Origin of the sequence: Nostoc sp. ATCC 53789, from assembly GCF_009873495.1 — a bacterium.
Classification (GTDB): Bacteria; Cyanobacteriota; Cyanobacteriia; order Cyanobacteriales; family Nostocaceae; genus Nostoc; species Nostoc muscorum_A.
Map to the genome: position 1 here is coordinate 2,027,414 of NZ_CP046703.1, position 16,054 is coordinate 2,043,467.

Consider the following 16,054-nt stretch of genomic DNA (forward strand, 5'->3'; position numbering starts at 1 on the left):
TTACGAATTAGAAATTACGAATTAACTTGCTAGTGCTTCCTGAATGGCATTGTTGTAAATAACGCGGCCAGGAGTTGTGTATATATACTGTGAAAGTACATTGCCCTTAGCGTCTTGTCTGACTCGACGGAACTTATAGAGTAATGTGCGGGTACCATCCTCATTTTCCGTCACTTTCACGGGTTCTGTATCCGGTTGGTCTGATTCTATTTCGCCGTCAAACCTTACGTAAATATAGGCGTGCAAGTCAATTTGATCTTGCTGGAAAGCCATAATTACATCTTCCAGCGAAGAAAAGTAATTTCCTGCCCCTTTTGTCGCACCGGGATTTTCTGCAGTTAAATAATAGGCTCCCAATACCATGTCTTGGCTAGGCGTGATGATGGGTTTACCTGTGGCTGGTGACAAAATATTGTTAGAAGCCAACATCAACAACCGTGCTTCAGCCTGACTTTCTAACGACAACGGGACGTGTACCGCCATTTGGTCGCCGTCAAAGTCGGCGTTAAATGCTGGACACACCAGAGGATGCAGTTGAATTGCTCTACCTTCTACCAAAATCGGTTCAAAAGACTGAATACCCAAGCGGTGCAACGTTGGTGCCCGGTTTAGCATTACAGGGTGTCCTTCAATCACCTCTTCCAGCACATCCCAAACACTGGGATCATTGCGGGATATCAGCTTTTTCGCAGCTTTGATGTTATTTACCATCCCGCTACGAATCAGGCGGTTAATTACAAATGGTTGAAATAGCTCAATTGCCATTTCTCTAGGCAAACCGCACTGGTGAATTTTCAGCTTTGGCCCGACCACAATTACCGAACGTCCAGAGTAGTCAACCCGTTTACCTAACAAGTTTTGTCGGAAACGTCCTTGCTTACCCTCAATAATGTCGGACAAAGATTTCAGGGGTCGATTATTTGCCCCTACAACAGTGCGTCCCCGACGGCCATTGTCAATCAAAGCATCCACTGCTTCTTGCAGCATCCGCTTTTCGTTCCGCACAATAATTTCTGGTGCCAAAATTTCTTGCAAGCGTGCCAAACGATTGTTGCGGTTAATTACCCGCCGATACAAATCATTCAAATCGCTCGTGGCAAACCGTCCGCCATCTAGCTGCACCATTGGGCGCAAGTCCGGGGGAATCACGGGAATAACTGCCATTACCATCCACTCTGGTTTAGAACCAGTGGCGATAAAGTTATCAATCACCCGCAGTCGCTTAATTAGCTTGGCTCTCTTTTGTCCCTTAGCGTTGCCAATTTCTTCGCGTAGGCTTTCGGCTTCTTGTTCCAAATTGATATCGGCAAGCAAACGCAACAACGCTTCAGCCCCAATACCTACCTCTACGCCTTGCAGCACAGAATCTTCGCTATAAATTTGGTCTTCTATTTCCAACCACTGATCTTCACTCAGCAGTTGTTTGTAAGTTAAAGTTTCGGCATTACCTGCACTCAGGACAACATAAGAGTTGAAATAGACAATCTGCTCGACATCCCGCAATGGCATATCCAACAGGATGGAAATATAGCTAGGAATGCCTTTGAGATACCAAACGTGAGCTACTGGTGCGGCGAGTTTAATATAGCCCATGCGGTGGCGACGCACCCGTGACTCGGTGACTTCTACCCCACAGCGCTCACAAACAATACCTCTATGACGAACTCTTTTATACTTACCACAATGGCATTCCCAATCTTTCGCTGGGCCAAAAATGCGCTCACAAAATAAGCCATCCATTTCTGGCTTGAGAGTTCGGTAGTTAATCGTCTCTGGCTTGGTAACTTCACCGACTACTTGACCATTAGGCAATGTTCTTTCGCCCCACTGCCGAATGCGTTCGGGGGAAGCCAAGCCGATTTTTACGTAGTCAAACTGATTAGTTTGGGCAGGTCTCATACTTAAGTGCTGAGTTTCGAGTTATGAGTTTTGAGTATATTTAGTTTTACAACATTGGGAACGGGGCATTGGGCATTGGGCATTGGGCATTTTTCCCATTCCCTATGCCCGATGCCCAATTCGCTAATTCTTATTCGTCATCTTCCAGCGATTCGCGGGAAAGAGATTCATAAGTTGGTCGAGGAGGTGTGCGACGGGCTGATTGGTCTGCCATCAAATCGACTTCTACATCTAGGGAACTGCCGTCTGCTTGGGTTTCTACCTTGTGTACAGCAATATCCAACCCTAATGATTGCAACTCGCGCATTAGCACCTTAAAGGATTCTGGGGTTCCAGGTCTAGGAATTGCCTTACCTTTAACGATCGCATTTAACGCTTCATTCCGTCCTTGCATATCGTCAGATTTAACTGTCAGCAATTCCTGTAAGGTGTAAGCTGCACCAAAGGCTTCCAATGCCCACACTTCCATTTCTCCAAACCGTTGACCACCTTGTTGTGCTTTACCACCCAAGGGTTGCTGAGTCACCAGCGAGTATGGGCCTGTAGAACGGGCGTGAATCTTATCATCCACCAAATGCACCAGTTTCAGCATATAAGCCACACCGATGGTAATTGCTCGGTCAAAGGGTTCGCCTGTACGACCGTCATATACCATGATTTTGCCTGGGTTATCTGGGTTATATACCCAGTCTTTCCCTGTTTCGTCTCGTGCTTCTTGCAATTTGCCATGCACGATTCGGCGGGATGTCTCTTCACCGTACATTTCATCAAAGGGAGTAATCTTAAATCGGACTCCCAAGGTCTGACCAGCCCAACCCAAGAGGCATTCAAATACTTGTCCGACGTTCATCCGACTGGGTACACCCAAGGGGTTAAGTACAATGTCCACTGGTGAACCATCGGGTAAATAAGGCATATCTTCTGCTGGTAATATCCGAGAAATAATCCCTTTATTACCGTGCCGTCCTGCCATTTTGTCGCCAACTTGGATTTTGCGTTTTTGGGCAACGTACACCCGGACTACCATATTGGCTCCTGGTGGCAGTTCATCGCCTTGTTCACGAGTAAACAAGCGCACATCAACTACGCGACCTTTTTCACCGTTAGGGACTCGCAGGGAATTGTCGCGCACATCCCGCGCTTTTTCACCGAAAATCGCCCGCAATAGTTTTTCTTCTGGTGGTTGGTCAGATTCACCTTTGGGTGTTACCTTACCCACCAAGATATCTCCAGCTTCTACCCATGCCCCTATACGAATGATTCCCTGTTCATCCAATTGGCGCAAGGCATCTTCCCCGACGTTGGGAATTTCTCTGGTAATTTCTTCTGGCCCCAGTTTTGTCTGTCTAGCTTCAATTTCATATTTTTCAATGTGAATTGAGGTGTAGACATCATCCTGCACCAGTCTTTCAGAGATTAAAATTGCGTCCTCGTAGTTGTAGCCTTCCCAAGGCATGTAGGCAACGACGATATTTTGTCCTAGCGCCAATTCACCGCCTTCGGTGGAGGAGCCGTCAGCCAATACCTGACCAGCAACAACCCGTTCACCAATGCGGACGAGAGGTTTTTGATTTAAACAGGTGTCTTGGTTTGAGCGTTGGTACTTGGAAAGGGTGTATCTAATTTCGGAGGTGTTAGGTTTAGGACGGACGCGAATTTCTGTAGCATCCACATAAGTAACATCGCCATCGGTACGCGATACAACCACCATCCCGGAGTCTCTTGCTCCTTGCGCTTCCAAACCAGTACCCACTAGAGGACGCTCTGGCTTGAGCAGAGGTACTGCTTGCCGTTGCATGTTCGACCCCATCAGCGCTCGGTTAGCGTCATCATGCTCCAAGAAGGGAATCATGCTGGTTGCTACCGACACAATCTGTACGGGAGATACTGCTACGTAGTCCACCTGTTCTGGTGTTGTGGTGGAAAATTCTTGACGATAACGGACTGGCACTAGTGGGCCAATAATGTGCCCAGTTTCATCTACAGGAATATCCCCAGGAGCAACCCGTAGATCGTCTTCTTCATCGGCTGTCATGTAGGCTGGAGGCAAGTCAAATCTGACTCGTCCATTTTCCACAGGTCTAAATGGCGTTTCGAGGAAGCCGTACAGGTTAACCCGCGCATGGGTTGCTAAGGAGCCAATCAATCCGGCGTTGGGGCCTTCTGGTGTCTCAATGGGGCAAATACGCCCATAGTGACTAGGGTGAATATCCCGCACGGCAAAACCGGCGCGTTCGCGGGTTAAACCACCAGGGCCAAGGGCGCTCAGACGGCGTTTGTGGGTCAGTTCTGCCAGAGGATTGGTTTGATCCATGAACTGACTTAACTGGCTGGAACCAAAGAATTCTTTAATTGCTGCTACCAATGGTTTGGGGTTCACCAAGGAAGCAGGGGTTAGCACTTCGGCATCGGATACGGTCATCCGTTCCCGAATGATTCTCTCTAGGCGGTTTAAGCCTACTCTTACTTGGTTTTGCAGCAATTCACCGACGCTTCTAACTCGACGGTTCCCTAAGTGGTCAATGTCATCGATGTTACCGATGTCATACTCTAGGTTAATTAGGTAATCTACGGCTGCCAAAATATCGCCAGCAGTCAACACCCGCATGGTGTCTGGGACTGAAAGACGCAATTTCTTGTTGAGTTTGTACCGTCCAACGCGACCAAGGTCATAACGTTTCGGGTCAAAGAAACGAGAATCTAAGAGTTGTTGTCCACCTAAGACCGTGGGTGGTTCACCGGGACGCAGTTTCCGATATAACTCCATCAGGGCTTCTTCTTCAGAAAATTGCCCTTCTTTTTCGATGGTTTTTTGGAAATATTCGGGGTGGCGTAAAGCGTCAAAGATTTCGTTGTCTGATAACCCTAAAGCTTTTAGTAGTACCTGCGCTGAGAGTTTGCGGGTTTTGTCGATACGTACCCACACCAAATCGTTACGGTCTGTTTCAAATTTCAGCCATGCTCCCCGGTTAGGAATTAAGCTAGCTGAATAAGTACGTCGCCCGTTTTTGTCGATTTCTGATTTGTAATAAACGCCTGGCGATCGCACGATTTGGTTGACAATTACCCGTTCGGCTCCGTTAATAATGAACGTGCCGCGATCGGTCATCAAAGGCAAGTCACCAATGAATACCTCTTGCTCTTTGATTTCCCCGGTTTCCTTATTAATCAACCGTGTGGGAACATACATTTGGACGGCATAAGTACTATCCCGCCGCTTGGCTTCTTCGACGCTATACTTTGGCTCTTTGAGTTTGTAGTTATGACCCAAAAAGTGCAATTCTAATTTGCCCGTATAATCTGTAATAGGACTAAAGGAGTTAAGTTCTTCTATCAGCCCTTCTTCCAAAAACCAGCGAAAGCTCGATCGCTGGATTTCAATCAAGTCGGGCAACAGAAAGGCGGGTTCCATGTATGTTTCTTTAGTCATGCCTCTTCCTTTGTCAACCTGGTAAAATTTTCCCTTGGACACTGCTGTTTTACGCTTCCCACTGCTAGTCAGTGTCCTTAGTTGTTTGGGAACTTTTGACACACTTGCTATTTACAGGTGTGGGCAAACGCAGCGATTAAAGCTGGAATGAGCAATTTGGACAAGGGTATAATTGCCCCTAATCGGGTACTTAGACACCAAAAACTCACTATAGTCTTGATTTAAGAAGAATATACAGTTGAGATATTCCTGAGTTTTATCTACGTTCTTCATTTCCCCTCCAAAAAGCGCGTTAATTTGCTGACGCAGCTCTAGACGGTGTGTTTTAAATCCACCCGGCTATTTATACTCTCAGTGATATCTTAGATATCCTAAGACTGAGGGAACGATCCGCACCTTGTCGGTTTTGAATCAGAATTACTTCGTTTTGCTGGATTGTACTCACAAGGCAATTTCGTTTAAGGATTTTGTATAGGTTAAATACACAGAAGCCGATGTTGTGCAAAATAAAGTCTAGCTCAACCTGGTTTGGCACGGTTAGTCATGTGTGGAGAGCATCCGCTTGTAGAGATTTGGAGGATGGCCAAGCCGATAACATCATTTGAAAATTAGGCTCAGAAATTTTAGGTTCCTTCCTTTATCATTATGGCGCACGCAAAATGTTTTTGAGGGAATAATATTAGCATATTTTTGTCCCCCTAGAGTTTTATTTTTTTAGCACAACTGAATAAAAGTGATTAAAGCCCACTTTTATATTGACAGACCAAATAATTCACAGGCGTTTTGGGTGGTTTGATGGGCGATCGCTTCTACCGTTTCTTGACGCAGTTTCGCTACTTGCTCGGCTACATAAAGCACGTAGGCGGGCTCATTACGCCTTTGTCCCCGTTTAGGAACTGGGGCGAGAAATGGGCAGTCTGTTTCAATCAGTAGGCGATCGCTACTCACCATCGCAGCTGATGATTGGATCGCTTTGGCATTTTTGAACGTTACCGTCCCGCTAAAGCTGATGTAGAAGCCTAAATCGAGAAACCATTGGGTTTCTTCTGGCGTTCCTCCCCAGCAATGCATAACACCGCGCACTCTTTCTCCCTTAAGTTCCCGCCATTTTTGCAACACTTCTCTGGTTGCTACAGCAGCATCACGGCAGTGGATAATTACTGGTAAATTGAGCTCAGATGCGATCGCTAGCTGTGACTCAAATACCAAAAGCTGATGCTCATAGTTATCAGCTTTGTAAAAATCCAGCCCCATTTCCCCAATTGCTACCACATTCGAGTCAGAACTAGCTAAAGTTTTGATTGTCTCGGCTGTTTCGCTATTCCATTTCTCAGCATCTAGAGGATGTAATCCCACGGCAAAGCTGATTTCAGGAAACTGGTGTGCTATGGATTGAATGGTGGAAAACTCACCTGGGTGAACACAGGAATGTACTAAACGCACTACTCCTGCTTCTTGCCACCGCGATCGCACTGTTGCTAAATCCGGCTGAAAAGTATCAAAGTTGAGATGAACGTGCGTGTCTATCAGTTGCATTCTTTGTCATTAGTCATGAAATTGTTAGCCCCGATCGCGACTAAGGACAAATCATCCTTCGGGTAAATCTTTTTCCTGTGGTAGCCACTAAGCGATCACCAAATTTTCCAAGAGGGAACGCCACTTGTTTTAATTGGCATAAACAAAACCAGTTACTCATGGTGCAACCCTGCTGTAGAAGGGTTAAAAGGCACAGAGTAAATTGGTGTGTGTGTGGAAACCCTCAAGATTACACTAACTTCAAATGAGCAACTGGCGTTTTACGCCAGTTAATTACTACAGCTTTCAGAAAATTTGTAACCTAGTGACTCACTCAGTTAAAAGATCGCATTAGCTCAACAATGACTATTCAGCTACTGTTGTTTGAGTGATGGGCTTTAGTTTATGAGCCAATCTTGACTTTTTCCTTGCCCCATTGTTGGGGTGAAGGACACCCCGTTTGACTGCTTTATCGATTTTGCCGTAAGCTTCGGATAACCGAGCCTGTGCTTCTTCTTGTAATTCTGGGGTAGGATTAGCTGCATAGACAGCTACAGCATTAGAGTATTTCTTCATCAGCGTCTTGACTGCTGATTTGTAAGCTTTGTTACGCAGTCGGTTACGTTCTGCGATTTGGGCACGCTTGAGAGCAGACTTTGTATTCGCCACAGTCAATTCCAAAAATACTATTAATATGTACACACACTACTAGACTTACTAATATAGCATCCAAATTGCCAATGTTATAATTTCCTAAAAAAATCTGCCATTGGACAATAGTTCTTCTTCCCCTGCTTTCTAAAAATCTCTTCAGTCCGCAATTGAGTGTGTCGTCAATTTAGGAAATGCGTTAAAATAAGCCATATCAAATAAAACTGTTATCCTAACTCACCACTACCTGAGAAAGCGATGTGATTGCCAATGTAATATTTCCTAGATTTTAGTATCTATTATCACAGGCAAAGAACTGTAAACAGCTAAATTTCAGGGTTATCAAAGTATAGAAGCGATACTATATCGTGTCTGTACAAATGTAAACTACTGAGAAGTTAGGAAAATAAGTAAAAATTATACTCAGACCCTACCCCCTGTAAATCTAGGGGATTGGATGTGCAAACACACCACCTGCACCCCGCAAGGAGTGAGGGAAAGGGCATAAGGGTAATGGGAAATGGCACACCCACATCCTGCCGCTATCCTGCTAAGGGTTGTCGGACTGAGCAATTAAGTCGCCTTCTCAAGCAAACCATCTGCTGGCAACCTTGAGAGTATCAAAAAAATCCAGGTTAAGCTAGAGAAGAGAATTAGAGTCAGCTTGCACACCCCAGTGGGTCAAGAGCAATACTAAATCTCAGGTGTGAATATTATAATTTTGGCATTGTCCTTACTCCATGCTGCGAATCATTACTCAGCAGGCAGACGTTAGAGCAGAACTGCAACGGATCTGCGATCGCACCCATGACGAACAGGTGCTTCACAAAGAAGCAACGGTGCGGGAAGTTTTGCAAGCAGTGAAGCGCCAAGGCGATAAAGCTGTATTGCATTACACAGCCGAATTTGACAAACAAACCCTGAAAGCAGAAGAACTCCGAGTTACAGGCTCGGAACTAGATGCAGCCTATCAGCAGGTGTCAAAGGAGTTTTTGGGCGCAGTTCGGCTAGCTTGCCGCCAAATTGAAGCGTTTCATCGTCAGCGAGTACCAAAAAGCTGGGTACACTTTGGCGACGATGAAGTAGTACTGGGCAAACGCTACACCCCTGTAGATCGAGCGGGGCTGTATGTGCCCGGTGGCCGCGCCGCCTATCCTAGTACAGTGCTGATGAATGCAATTCCCGCTCATGTCGCTGCTGTACCTCATATAGTGATGGTGACACCACCAGGCCCAGGGGGTGTAATTAACCCAGCAGTCTTAGTAGCTGCCCAAGAAGCAGGAGTGCAAGAAATTTATCGTATTGGGGGCGCACAAGCGATCGCTGCTTTAGCCTATGGCACAGAAACAATTCCGAAAGTGAATGTGATTACTGGCCCCGGTAACATTTATGTCACCCTTGCGAAAAAACTTGTATATGGCACCGTCGGTATTGATTCTTTGGCAGGCCCCAGCGAAGTGCTGGTGATTGCCGATGAAAGCGCAAATCCGGTGCATGTAGCTGCTGACTTGCTAGCCCAAGCCGAACACGATCCAATGGCGGCAGCAATCTTGCTGACGACAGATGCGGCTTTGGCGAAAAACGTGCAAGTAGCCTTGGAAAGACAGCTAGTGGATCATCCACGGCGAATAGACACAGAAAAAGCGATCGCTCATTATGGGTTGATTGTTCTTGTGGAATCGCTCCAAGCAGCAGCAGAACTCTCAAATGAATTTGCCCCTGAACACCTGGAATTAGAAGTAAAAGACCCTTGGGCACTCCTACCACAGATTCGCCACGCTGGGGCAATCTTTTTGGGTTACTCCACACCAGAAGCTGTAGGAGACTATTTGGCAGGGCCTAACCACACCTTGCCAACTTCTGGCGCTGCCCGCTATGCTTCGGCGTTAGGGGTTGAAACTTTCCTCAAACATTCCAGTATTATTCAATACTCCCAAACTGCGCTGCAAAATGTGGCTGGTGCTATTGATGTGCTAGCAACAGCAGAAGGTTTACCTTCTCATGCTGATTCAGTCCGCCGCCGAATTCAGCAAGAGGAGTGATTTGGAATGGTTAATTTTGTTTAATACTGTTGACAAAAGTCACTTTTTAGGTAGCAAATAAAGCATTTGCTACCCTGGTTTCAGGGTTTTGGCGGGCATCTACTAGACATTGCCCGCCTATTGTATTGTAATTACTGATTATGTAGTAATCTTTAGTGTGCCCAAATGACTGGCGAAAATATCTTTCTACAATGTACTAGCGTCAAATTTGGGTCAAACCAATTCATCGCATAACCTCGAAAATATATACTAAGTAGGCAAATATAAAAATAATTTAGTGTAGCTGCTAACAAGTTTTACTACATACTTATGTAACGGGGTCTACTCTTATAGGAGACGGGAGCGGTGCTAAAGAATATTTTGATAGCTCTGGACGGTTCGGAAATGGGAGAACGAGTAATTCAGAGTTTAGATAATTTGGTGTTATCAAAAGATGCCAAGGTTATTCTCTGTCATGTATTTCCTACACCAGAGTCTGAAATGGAAATACCTGCCGATCGTCCTCAGCCAGAGTCCCCAACATTTTCTTATTTTCAACTGGAAAAACAGCTGCAATCCTATCAGGAAAAATTATCAGTCCCAAGTGAGTTAGAACTGGTAACTGGCGATCCTGCCGAAGAGATTATTCGTCTTGCCAATATTTACAAAGCTGACTTAATTATAATTGGTAGTCGGGGATTGATTGGTATGAAGCGAATTGTCCAGCGTTCTGTTAGCAGTCAAGTTGTGGAAGAAGCTAATTGTTCGGTGTTGGTGGTAAAGCCGAATTAGAATTAGGTAAATTGAAGTATGTGATTTAACTAATCAGAGACTCAATGTAAGTAAGTGGGCGTAAATAATTGTCGTTGAGATAAGGCAATAGGCAAGAGGCAATAGGCAACAGGCAACAGTCAAGAAGCCTCTTTGAGTTGTACTGAATGTTTTCAGAAATAAAATTATGAGTCATATATATATGACTGGTGAAGATTGGCGTTTTGGAGTTTATCATCGTGCGAATCGTCAGGTGACTCACAATACGTTCGGTTAAGGCAAGAGACGCGATAAATCGCGTCTTTGTGATCATAAGGCATGTCATCAAAAAACCTTATCCGAACCATATTGAGGTGACTCAAGACCAGAAACGCTATCAAGTTCCAGAAGATTTATCTGTCGTGGTAAAAATTATTGTAGGTATTATTTCTACTTCTAGAACTGGGAGCTAGGGACATAGAGACTAAGGAAAGAAGTCGGGGAGCAGACTTGCTGTGAGCGTAGGCGAACGGTAGCAGGGAGTAAGGGAACAGGGGCAGAATAAAAATTAGCTCTTTCCCCTCTGCTCCCTGCTCTCTTCCCCCCTGCCTCTGTACCCCAATTCCCAATTCCTTCACATTCAGTCGATTCAACGTCCTTGAGTTGCCAGAAATTGACGCAAGCTCAACAAACTCAAGGTTTGACCCAAATTTAAGGGCAAAAGTGAAACTCCTTCCAAACGGGATTGCACCCAACCTTCTCCCCAATACCATTCATGAAACCCGTCAATACCTCCACTGAGTAGCAAGCGGAGACAGTTGGATTTTACAACGTCTACTTGATGATGGATTGAGACTGGCCCAGTCCAGGTAGTAAACTGAAATCCCGGAAGTAGTTCTTCTGGCATTCCTGGCGCAAAGCGTTGTCCTAAGAGCCATTTTTCTAGTTGTACCGGATGCAGCAGACTATCACGAATTGCATCTGTTGGTGCTTCAATTTCGATTCGCAGTTGACTTTGTTGAAAATTACCTAGCATTTTTCTAAGATTGCCTAAAAGTGAGATATCGCTATTTCTAATATTGCAAATAGTCTTTGTCATTAGTCATTAGTCCTTTGTCCTTTGGAAATAACTAATAACCAATACAACTCTTGGAGAGGCTACGCCCTAAGCGTAGCTATGCGGTAGGCTTTACGACTTCGCTCAGTACAAGTGAGCAATGACCAATAACAGCCGTTTATTTACGTGAAACCCCACTACGTTACTTTTCTTGCAGCAGAGAACTTAGAATAGAAAAAGTGAACTTGTTAAGAAATGTAAGGTTATTCATGGCGGATCAGTTAATTCGTGCAACAGCAGCCGAAGGTGGAATTCGTGCCGTAGGTGTGATCACCACACGTTTAACAGAAGAAGCACGGCAGCGACACAAGCTTTCTTATGTGGCAACGGCAGCACTGGGTCGGACTATGGCGGCGGGCTTGTTAATGGCTTCTAGTATGAAGCGAAGTGGATCAAGGGTCAATGTGCGGGTGAAAGGCGATGGCCCTTTAAGTGGCATATTGGTAGATGCCGGCTTAGATGGTACGGTACGCGGGTATGTGGGGAATCCATCTATAGAATTACCTCCTAATGCCAAAGGTAAGCTAGATGTTGGTGGTGCAGTGGGTGGTGGCTACCTCTACGTTGTGCGAGATGTTGGTTATGGTTATCCTTACTCTAGTACGGTAGAACTAGTTTCTGGTGAAATTGGCGATGATGTGGCTCATTATCTGGTGAATTCTGAACAAACACCTTCAGCTTTAGTTTTAGGTGTGTTTGTGGGAGCAGGGGGAGTAACTGCGGCTGGAGGATTACTAGTACAAGTGTTACCCAAAGCTGCCAGAGATGAAGCCCTCGTAGAAACTTTAGAATCACGGGTCGCTGGTTTGGCAGGATTTACACCATTATTGCAAGCCGGGAAGAATTTGACTGAAATCTTTAGCGATCTTTTGGGCGATATGGGCCTAGAAATCTTTTCCGAACGGCAAATGCTGCGCTTCCACTGTGGTTGTTCTTTCGATCGCGTTTTGGGGGCACTGAAAATTTTGGGAGAAGCCGAACTGCAAGATATGATTGTTAAAGATAATGGTGCTGAAGCAACTTGCGACTTTTGCGGCAACGTTTACCAGGCAAGTAGCGATCAGTTAGCTCAACTAATTGCCGATTTGCAAGCTGAATCTACTGTTTCAGGATAAAGTATAAAAAGACACTAATTTTTTAGATTGAACATGGTATTCTGTGGAGAGGGATAATCAAAAAAAGTAGCTTTTTGATCGCGAGAAAGTTACTATGGCATCAATGGAATTATCGACCTAAAACAGAGCGCTATTCAATTATTTTGGTGTGAGAGATGACAGAGCGGGATATTCCAGACAGTTGGTCTTCAGCCAGTGATAGAGAGCCAGATCAAAACAAAAGATTATCCCGAACAGAACAATTCGGTGAAACTCAACCATTTGGTGTCCCACCTACTGGTTCTACTTCCAAATCAGTGAAGCGGCGAAAAAAAAACGATACACAAGGATTACCTATAAATAGTCATTCAGGAGAGACTGCCAAACTCAGTAGTGCTTCTGGGAAATGGCCACGCTGGATGAAAAGCTGGACATTGTGGCTAGTACTACTAATGTTGATTCCCGGCAGTGTAGGATTCTTGGCAATGGCAATGCTGCTAAAGTTGCCATCTGCCCCTAATTGCCCCTCGATTTTCTGGCCCCTAGCTAGTGCTTCTGTGCGGCTACATTGCGCTCAGTTGGCGGCTTCTAAGCAAACAGTGAACGACCTATTGCAAGCGATCGCTCTGGTGAAGCAACTACCACAAAATCACCCGTTGCATGGAGAAATTGATCGTTTCATCGAAGAATGGTCGCGGGATATTTTGAAGCTAGCCGATCAAAGTTTCCAAACAGGGAATTTAGAGGAAGCGATCGCTACTGCTCGTAAGATACCCGAAGATGTGGCAGCTTATAAATTAGTCGATGAACAAGTTGACAAATGGCAGTCAATTTGGACAAAGGCAGAAGAAACATACAACGGTGCGATCGCCGAAGTAAAAGAGCGGCGCTGGCAATCGGCGTTCATGTTATCCGCCAAAATGTTGCGCGTAGACAATCAATACTGGGCGGGTACTAAATACGACCAATTGAATCGTCTAATCGCCGGAGCGCGGGAAGATGGCGATAAGTTAGGAAAAGCGGAAAGTTTAGCAAGCAGCAAAGTAGTCGATAATTTACTGGAAGCCATCAAGCTAGCCGAGTCTATTGGGCAAGAAAGTTACCTTTACCAAAAAGCTCAGGAAGCGATTCCCGTATTTGGACGCAAAATGCTGGAATTGGCACAGGCAAAACTAGACAAGCGGGATGCCGATGAAGCATTGAATATTGCTAGACAAATTCCAGAGAGTACGAAACTACAGGGTGAAACAGACGACTTTATCGCCATAGCTGACGCGAAAAGAAGTGCTTGGATAGGTAACGTTTCTGGTTTAGAGGCTGCGATCGCTCAAGCACAACAAATCGATCCTTCCAGACCAGTGTATAACGAAGCCCAGCAACTGATTGCTCGTTGGCAGTTGGAAATTGAAGATGTTGCCAATCTAGAAAAAGCGAGATTGTTGGCTAGCCAGGGAACAGTCCCTAATTTAACAGCAGCGATCGCCCAAGTACAGTTAATACCTGCAAATAATCCCAGATCCACCGAAGCTAGGCAAGAAATGGATCGCTGGCGTGCCCAAGTGGAGACAATTGAAGATCAACCTTACTTAGAACGTGCCGAACAGATAGCTGTATTCGATGATATCAACTCTTTACAAGCTGCGATCGCTCAGGCTAGCGAAATTCGTAGAGGACGGGCATTATATCCAGAAGCACGGAAAAGAATTCGGACTTGGATAGGAAAGATTCAGCGAATTCAAGACCAACCCTACTTGGATCAAGCACAAGAACTGGCTCAAAGTGGAAATCTCACCGCCGCCATTAGCGCCGCTCAACAAATTGCCTCATCGGGAAGGGCGCTTTCACAAGAAGCGCAAGCTGCGATAAATGATTGGGAAGGGCAAATCCGCACTAGAGAAAACTGGAAAAAAGCCCAAGAAGTTGGCGCGGCTGGTACGCCAGAAGCTTTGGTTGAAGCAATACGGCTGGCAGATCGGGTTTCAAACAATAGCATCTTACGTATGGATGCAAATCTGGCTATTGACCAATGGAGTCAGCAATTGTTAGAAATAGCTCGCTCTCAAGGTCAGTCTGATATTGCTAGAGGGATTGATATTGCAAAATCGATTCCACGCGGTAGTGCTGCTTACAGTGCGGCGCAAGAGCAAATTAAGACTTGGCAGGATTTTCTGAATCCTAAACCTGAACCTCAGCCTCAACCCCAGACTGAATCTCTACCATTTCCTCAATCAACTACTAATGGGCAGTAATATCGTTATTTAAAGATTAAAACCTTTTAATTTAGCATTTTCAAAAGGCATATCAGGGATGGCGGGGTGTAAAAAAACTTTTTAAGTAGGGTAGCACAGCTAACTGTGCTACCCTACTTAAATTTATCGAGGAAGGCAGGAGGCAGAGGGCAGGAGGCAGGAGGAAAACTGCGTGCCGCGACCAGAGGGAGCAAGGGTTAAAGACAAGAACACTGTTGCGTTAGCTTCCCGCTTTCTTACGAGAGTTCAGTGGCTCTAAAGACGCTCGCAGACTCGCTCTAAGCGTTCGCGTAGCGTCTCTAAGAGTTGCTATGCCGCAGGCTTTACGCTGCGCTATCAGTAGGGATCGAATCCCCAACTGAAAAACTCCTTCTGCCTCCTGCCTCCTTCAATCCTCCATCACTCTCCCCATTCTTTAATTACAGAAAATAGTGATGAGTAATCATCATCAGCAAATGACATTTTCACGGCTGTTTGCAAGATTTGCCGCACACCTTTAATACTGCTGAGATCCAAACTTCGAGATTTCGCCTCAGAGATAAACAATTCTGTATCTTTGAGCAAATGTTTTGTGGGGAAATTCGGATCGGCATAATTGCCATCCAACATACGTTGTAGCTTTTTGTCAAAGGTAAGTGCGTAGAGTGGACTGTCGCGCAAGATTTGCATAAAGATATCCACATCAACACCCTGACGCTGGACAAAAGCCAGGCTCAGAGCAAAGCTAGTTGTTAGGGAAGCTATTAATTGATTTAGTGCCAATTTAAGCGCCGCCGCAGATCCTACTGGCCCTATAAGTAAAGGTTCTGTGCCAAAATTTTGGAGTAACTTCAAGTGCCGTTGATATTGTTCTGGCTCTGCCCCTACCATCACACTCAACTTGCCAGCTTGTGCTTCCGGGATACTCCCTAATACTGGTGCTTCTAAATACTCACCACCACCACCAACTATTGCATCTCTAATTTCCTGGCTTTCTGTGGGAGTAATTGTTCCCATTTGGATGATTGTGCGCCCTTCCAGAGTTTGCCAAGAAGTATCTGAAAGCAACACATTATAAATGGCCGGGGCATTAGTCAACATGAGAATTACGCACTCAGCAGCACGAATGGCGTGGCGGGGATGTGTAGCAATTTCAGCCCCAGCTGCTTGTAGTGGTGCTAATTTTTCTGGGGTGCGATTGTAGACAACTAGCTGTATATCTGCGGCTAATAACCTTTGAGCCATTGGTAGTCCCATCAGTCCAGTTCCCAGAAATGCCACCTTCATTTTTCACGTTCCTTTAATACAGCGCAGGCGTAGTCTGTTGTAGACATCGCGTTTCCATTGTT

Annotated in this window: 10 protein-coding genes; 4 read left to right on the forward strand and 6 right to left on the reverse strand. The window is 45.4% G+C overall.

Translation table 11 applies throughout. The features are described 5' to 3' along the window. Positions 1-21 precede the first annotated feature (21 nt). The 4 genes from GJB62_RS08295 to rpsT all read right to left on the reverse strand — a co-directional run bounded on the left by GJB62_RS08295 (position 22) and on the right by rpsT (position 7,513). Complete coding sequence (locus GJB62_RS08295) at positions 22-1,899, reverse strand: DNA-directed RNA polymerase subunit gamma (RefSeq protein ID WP_094342607.1); 1,878 nt, start codon at positions 1,897-1,899, stop codon at positions 22-24. Between the two features lie 130 nt (positions 1,900-2,029). After that, positions 2,030-5,329: a DNA-directed RNA polymerase subunit beta gene (gene rpoB, locus GJB62_RS08300; protein WP_094350031.1), complete on the reverse strand. Its 3,300-nt coding sequence runs from the start codon at positions 5,327-5,329 to the stop codon at positions 2,030-2,032. 750 nt (positions 5,330-6,079) lie between these two features. Continuing rightward, on the reverse strand, positions 6,080-6,865 hold the full coding sequence (locus GJB62_RS08305) for a TatD family hydrolase (RefSeq protein ID WP_114085281.1): 786 nt from the start codon (positions 6,863-6,865) through the stop codon (positions 6,080-6,082). A gap of 345 nt (positions 6,866-7,210) precedes the next feature. After that, positions 7,211-7,513 (reverse strand): 30S ribosomal protein S20, encoded by a 303-nt coding sequence (rpsT, locus tag GJB62_RS08310; RefSeq protein WP_114085393.1) that lies wholly within the window; start codon positions 7,511-7,513, stop codon positions 7,211-7,213. 722 nt (positions 7,514-8,235) lie between these two features. Between rpsT and hisD the strand changes: the two genes are divergently transcribed. Together hisD and GJB62_RS08320 are read left to right on the forward strand one after the other, a co-directional pair. Continuing rightward, positions 8,236-9,537 carry a histidinol dehydrogenase gene (gene hisD, locus GJB62_RS08315; RefSeq protein ID WP_114085282.1) on the forward strand — a complete coding sequence of 434 codons (1,302 nt, stop codon included), beginning with the start codon at positions 8,236-8,238 and terminating at the stop codon, positions 9,535-9,537. Positions 9,538-9,882: 345 nt separating this feature from the next. Beyond that, positions 9,883-10,308: a universal stress protein gene (locus tag GJB62_RS08320; RefSeq protein WP_114085283.1), complete on the forward strand. Its 426-nt coding sequence runs from the start codon at positions 9,883-9,885 to the stop codon at positions 10,306-10,308. A gap of 607 nt (positions 10,309-10,915) precedes the next feature. Here the strand turns inward: GJB62_RS08320 and GJB62_RS08330 are convergent. After that, on the reverse strand, positions 10,916-11,302 hold the full coding sequence (locus GJB62_RS08330) for a hypothetical protein (RefSeq protein ID WP_114085284.1): 387 nt from the start codon (positions 11,300-11,302) through the stop codon (positions 10,916-10,918). A 290-nt stretch (positions 11,303-11,592) separates the two neighbouring features. On the opposite strand from GJB62_RS08330, the gene hslO reads away from it, so the two are divergent. Together hslO and GJB62_RS08340 are read left to right on the forward strand one after the other, a co-directional pair. After that, positions 11,593-12,498 (forward strand): Hsp33 family molecular chaperone HslO, encoded by a 906-nt coding sequence (gene hslO, locus GJB62_RS08335; protein WP_114085285.1) that lies wholly within the window; start codon positions 11,593-11,595, stop codon positions 12,496-12,498. A gap of 155 nt (positions 12,499-12,653) precedes the next feature. Further along, positions 12,654-14,726 carry a chromosome segregation ATPase gene (locus GJB62_RS08340; protein ID WP_114085286.1) on the forward strand — a complete coding sequence of 691 codons (2,073 nt, stop codon included), beginning with the start codon at positions 12,654-12,656 and terminating at the stop codon, positions 14,724-14,726. A 399-nt stretch (positions 14,727-15,125) separates the two neighbouring features. Here GJB62_RS08340 and GJB62_RS08345 read toward each other — a convergent pair whose 3' ends face one another. Further along, on the reverse strand, positions 15,126-15,992 hold the full coding sequence (locus tag GJB62_RS08345) for an NAD(P)-dependent oxidoreductase (protein ID WP_114085287.1): 867 nt from the start codon (positions 15,990-15,992) through the stop codon (positions 15,126-15,128). Positions 15,993-16,054: the final 62 nt, after the last annotated feature.

Excerpts from the sequence above, each read along its gene's own strand:
- GJB62_RS08305 (WP_114085281.1), bottom strand. The coding sequence starts at position 6,865 with ATGCAACTGATAGACACGCACGTTCATCTCAACTTTGATACTTTTCAG.
- rpoB (WP_094350031.1), bottom strand. The coding sequence starts at position 5,329 with ATGACTAAAGAAACATACATGGAACCCGCCTTTCTGTTGCCCGACTTG.
- hslO (WP_114085285.1), top strand. The coding sequence starts at position 11,593 with ATGGCGGATCAGTTAATTCGTGCAACAGCAGCCGAAGGTGGAATTCGT.
- GJB62_RS08295 (WP_094342607.1), bottom strand. The coding sequence starts at position 1,899 with ATGAGACCTGCCCAAACTAATCAGTTTGACTACGTAAAAATCGGCTTG.
- GJB62_RS08345 (WP_114085287.1), bottom strand. The coding sequence starts at position 15,992 with ATGAAGGTGGCATTTCTGGGAACTGGACTGATGGGACTACCAATGGCT.
- hisD (WP_114085282.1), top strand. The coding sequence starts at position 8,236 with ATGCTGCGAATCATTACTCAGCAGGCAGACGTTAGAGCAGAACTGCAA.
- GJB62_RS08330 (WP_114085284.1), bottom strand. The coding sequence starts at position 11,302 with ATGCTAGGTAATTTTCAACAAAGTCAACTGCGAATCGAAATTGAAGCA.
- GJB62_RS08340 (WP_114085286.1), top strand. The coding sequence starts at position 12,654 with ATGACAGAGCGGGATATTCCAGACAGTTGGTCTTCAGCCAGTGATAGA.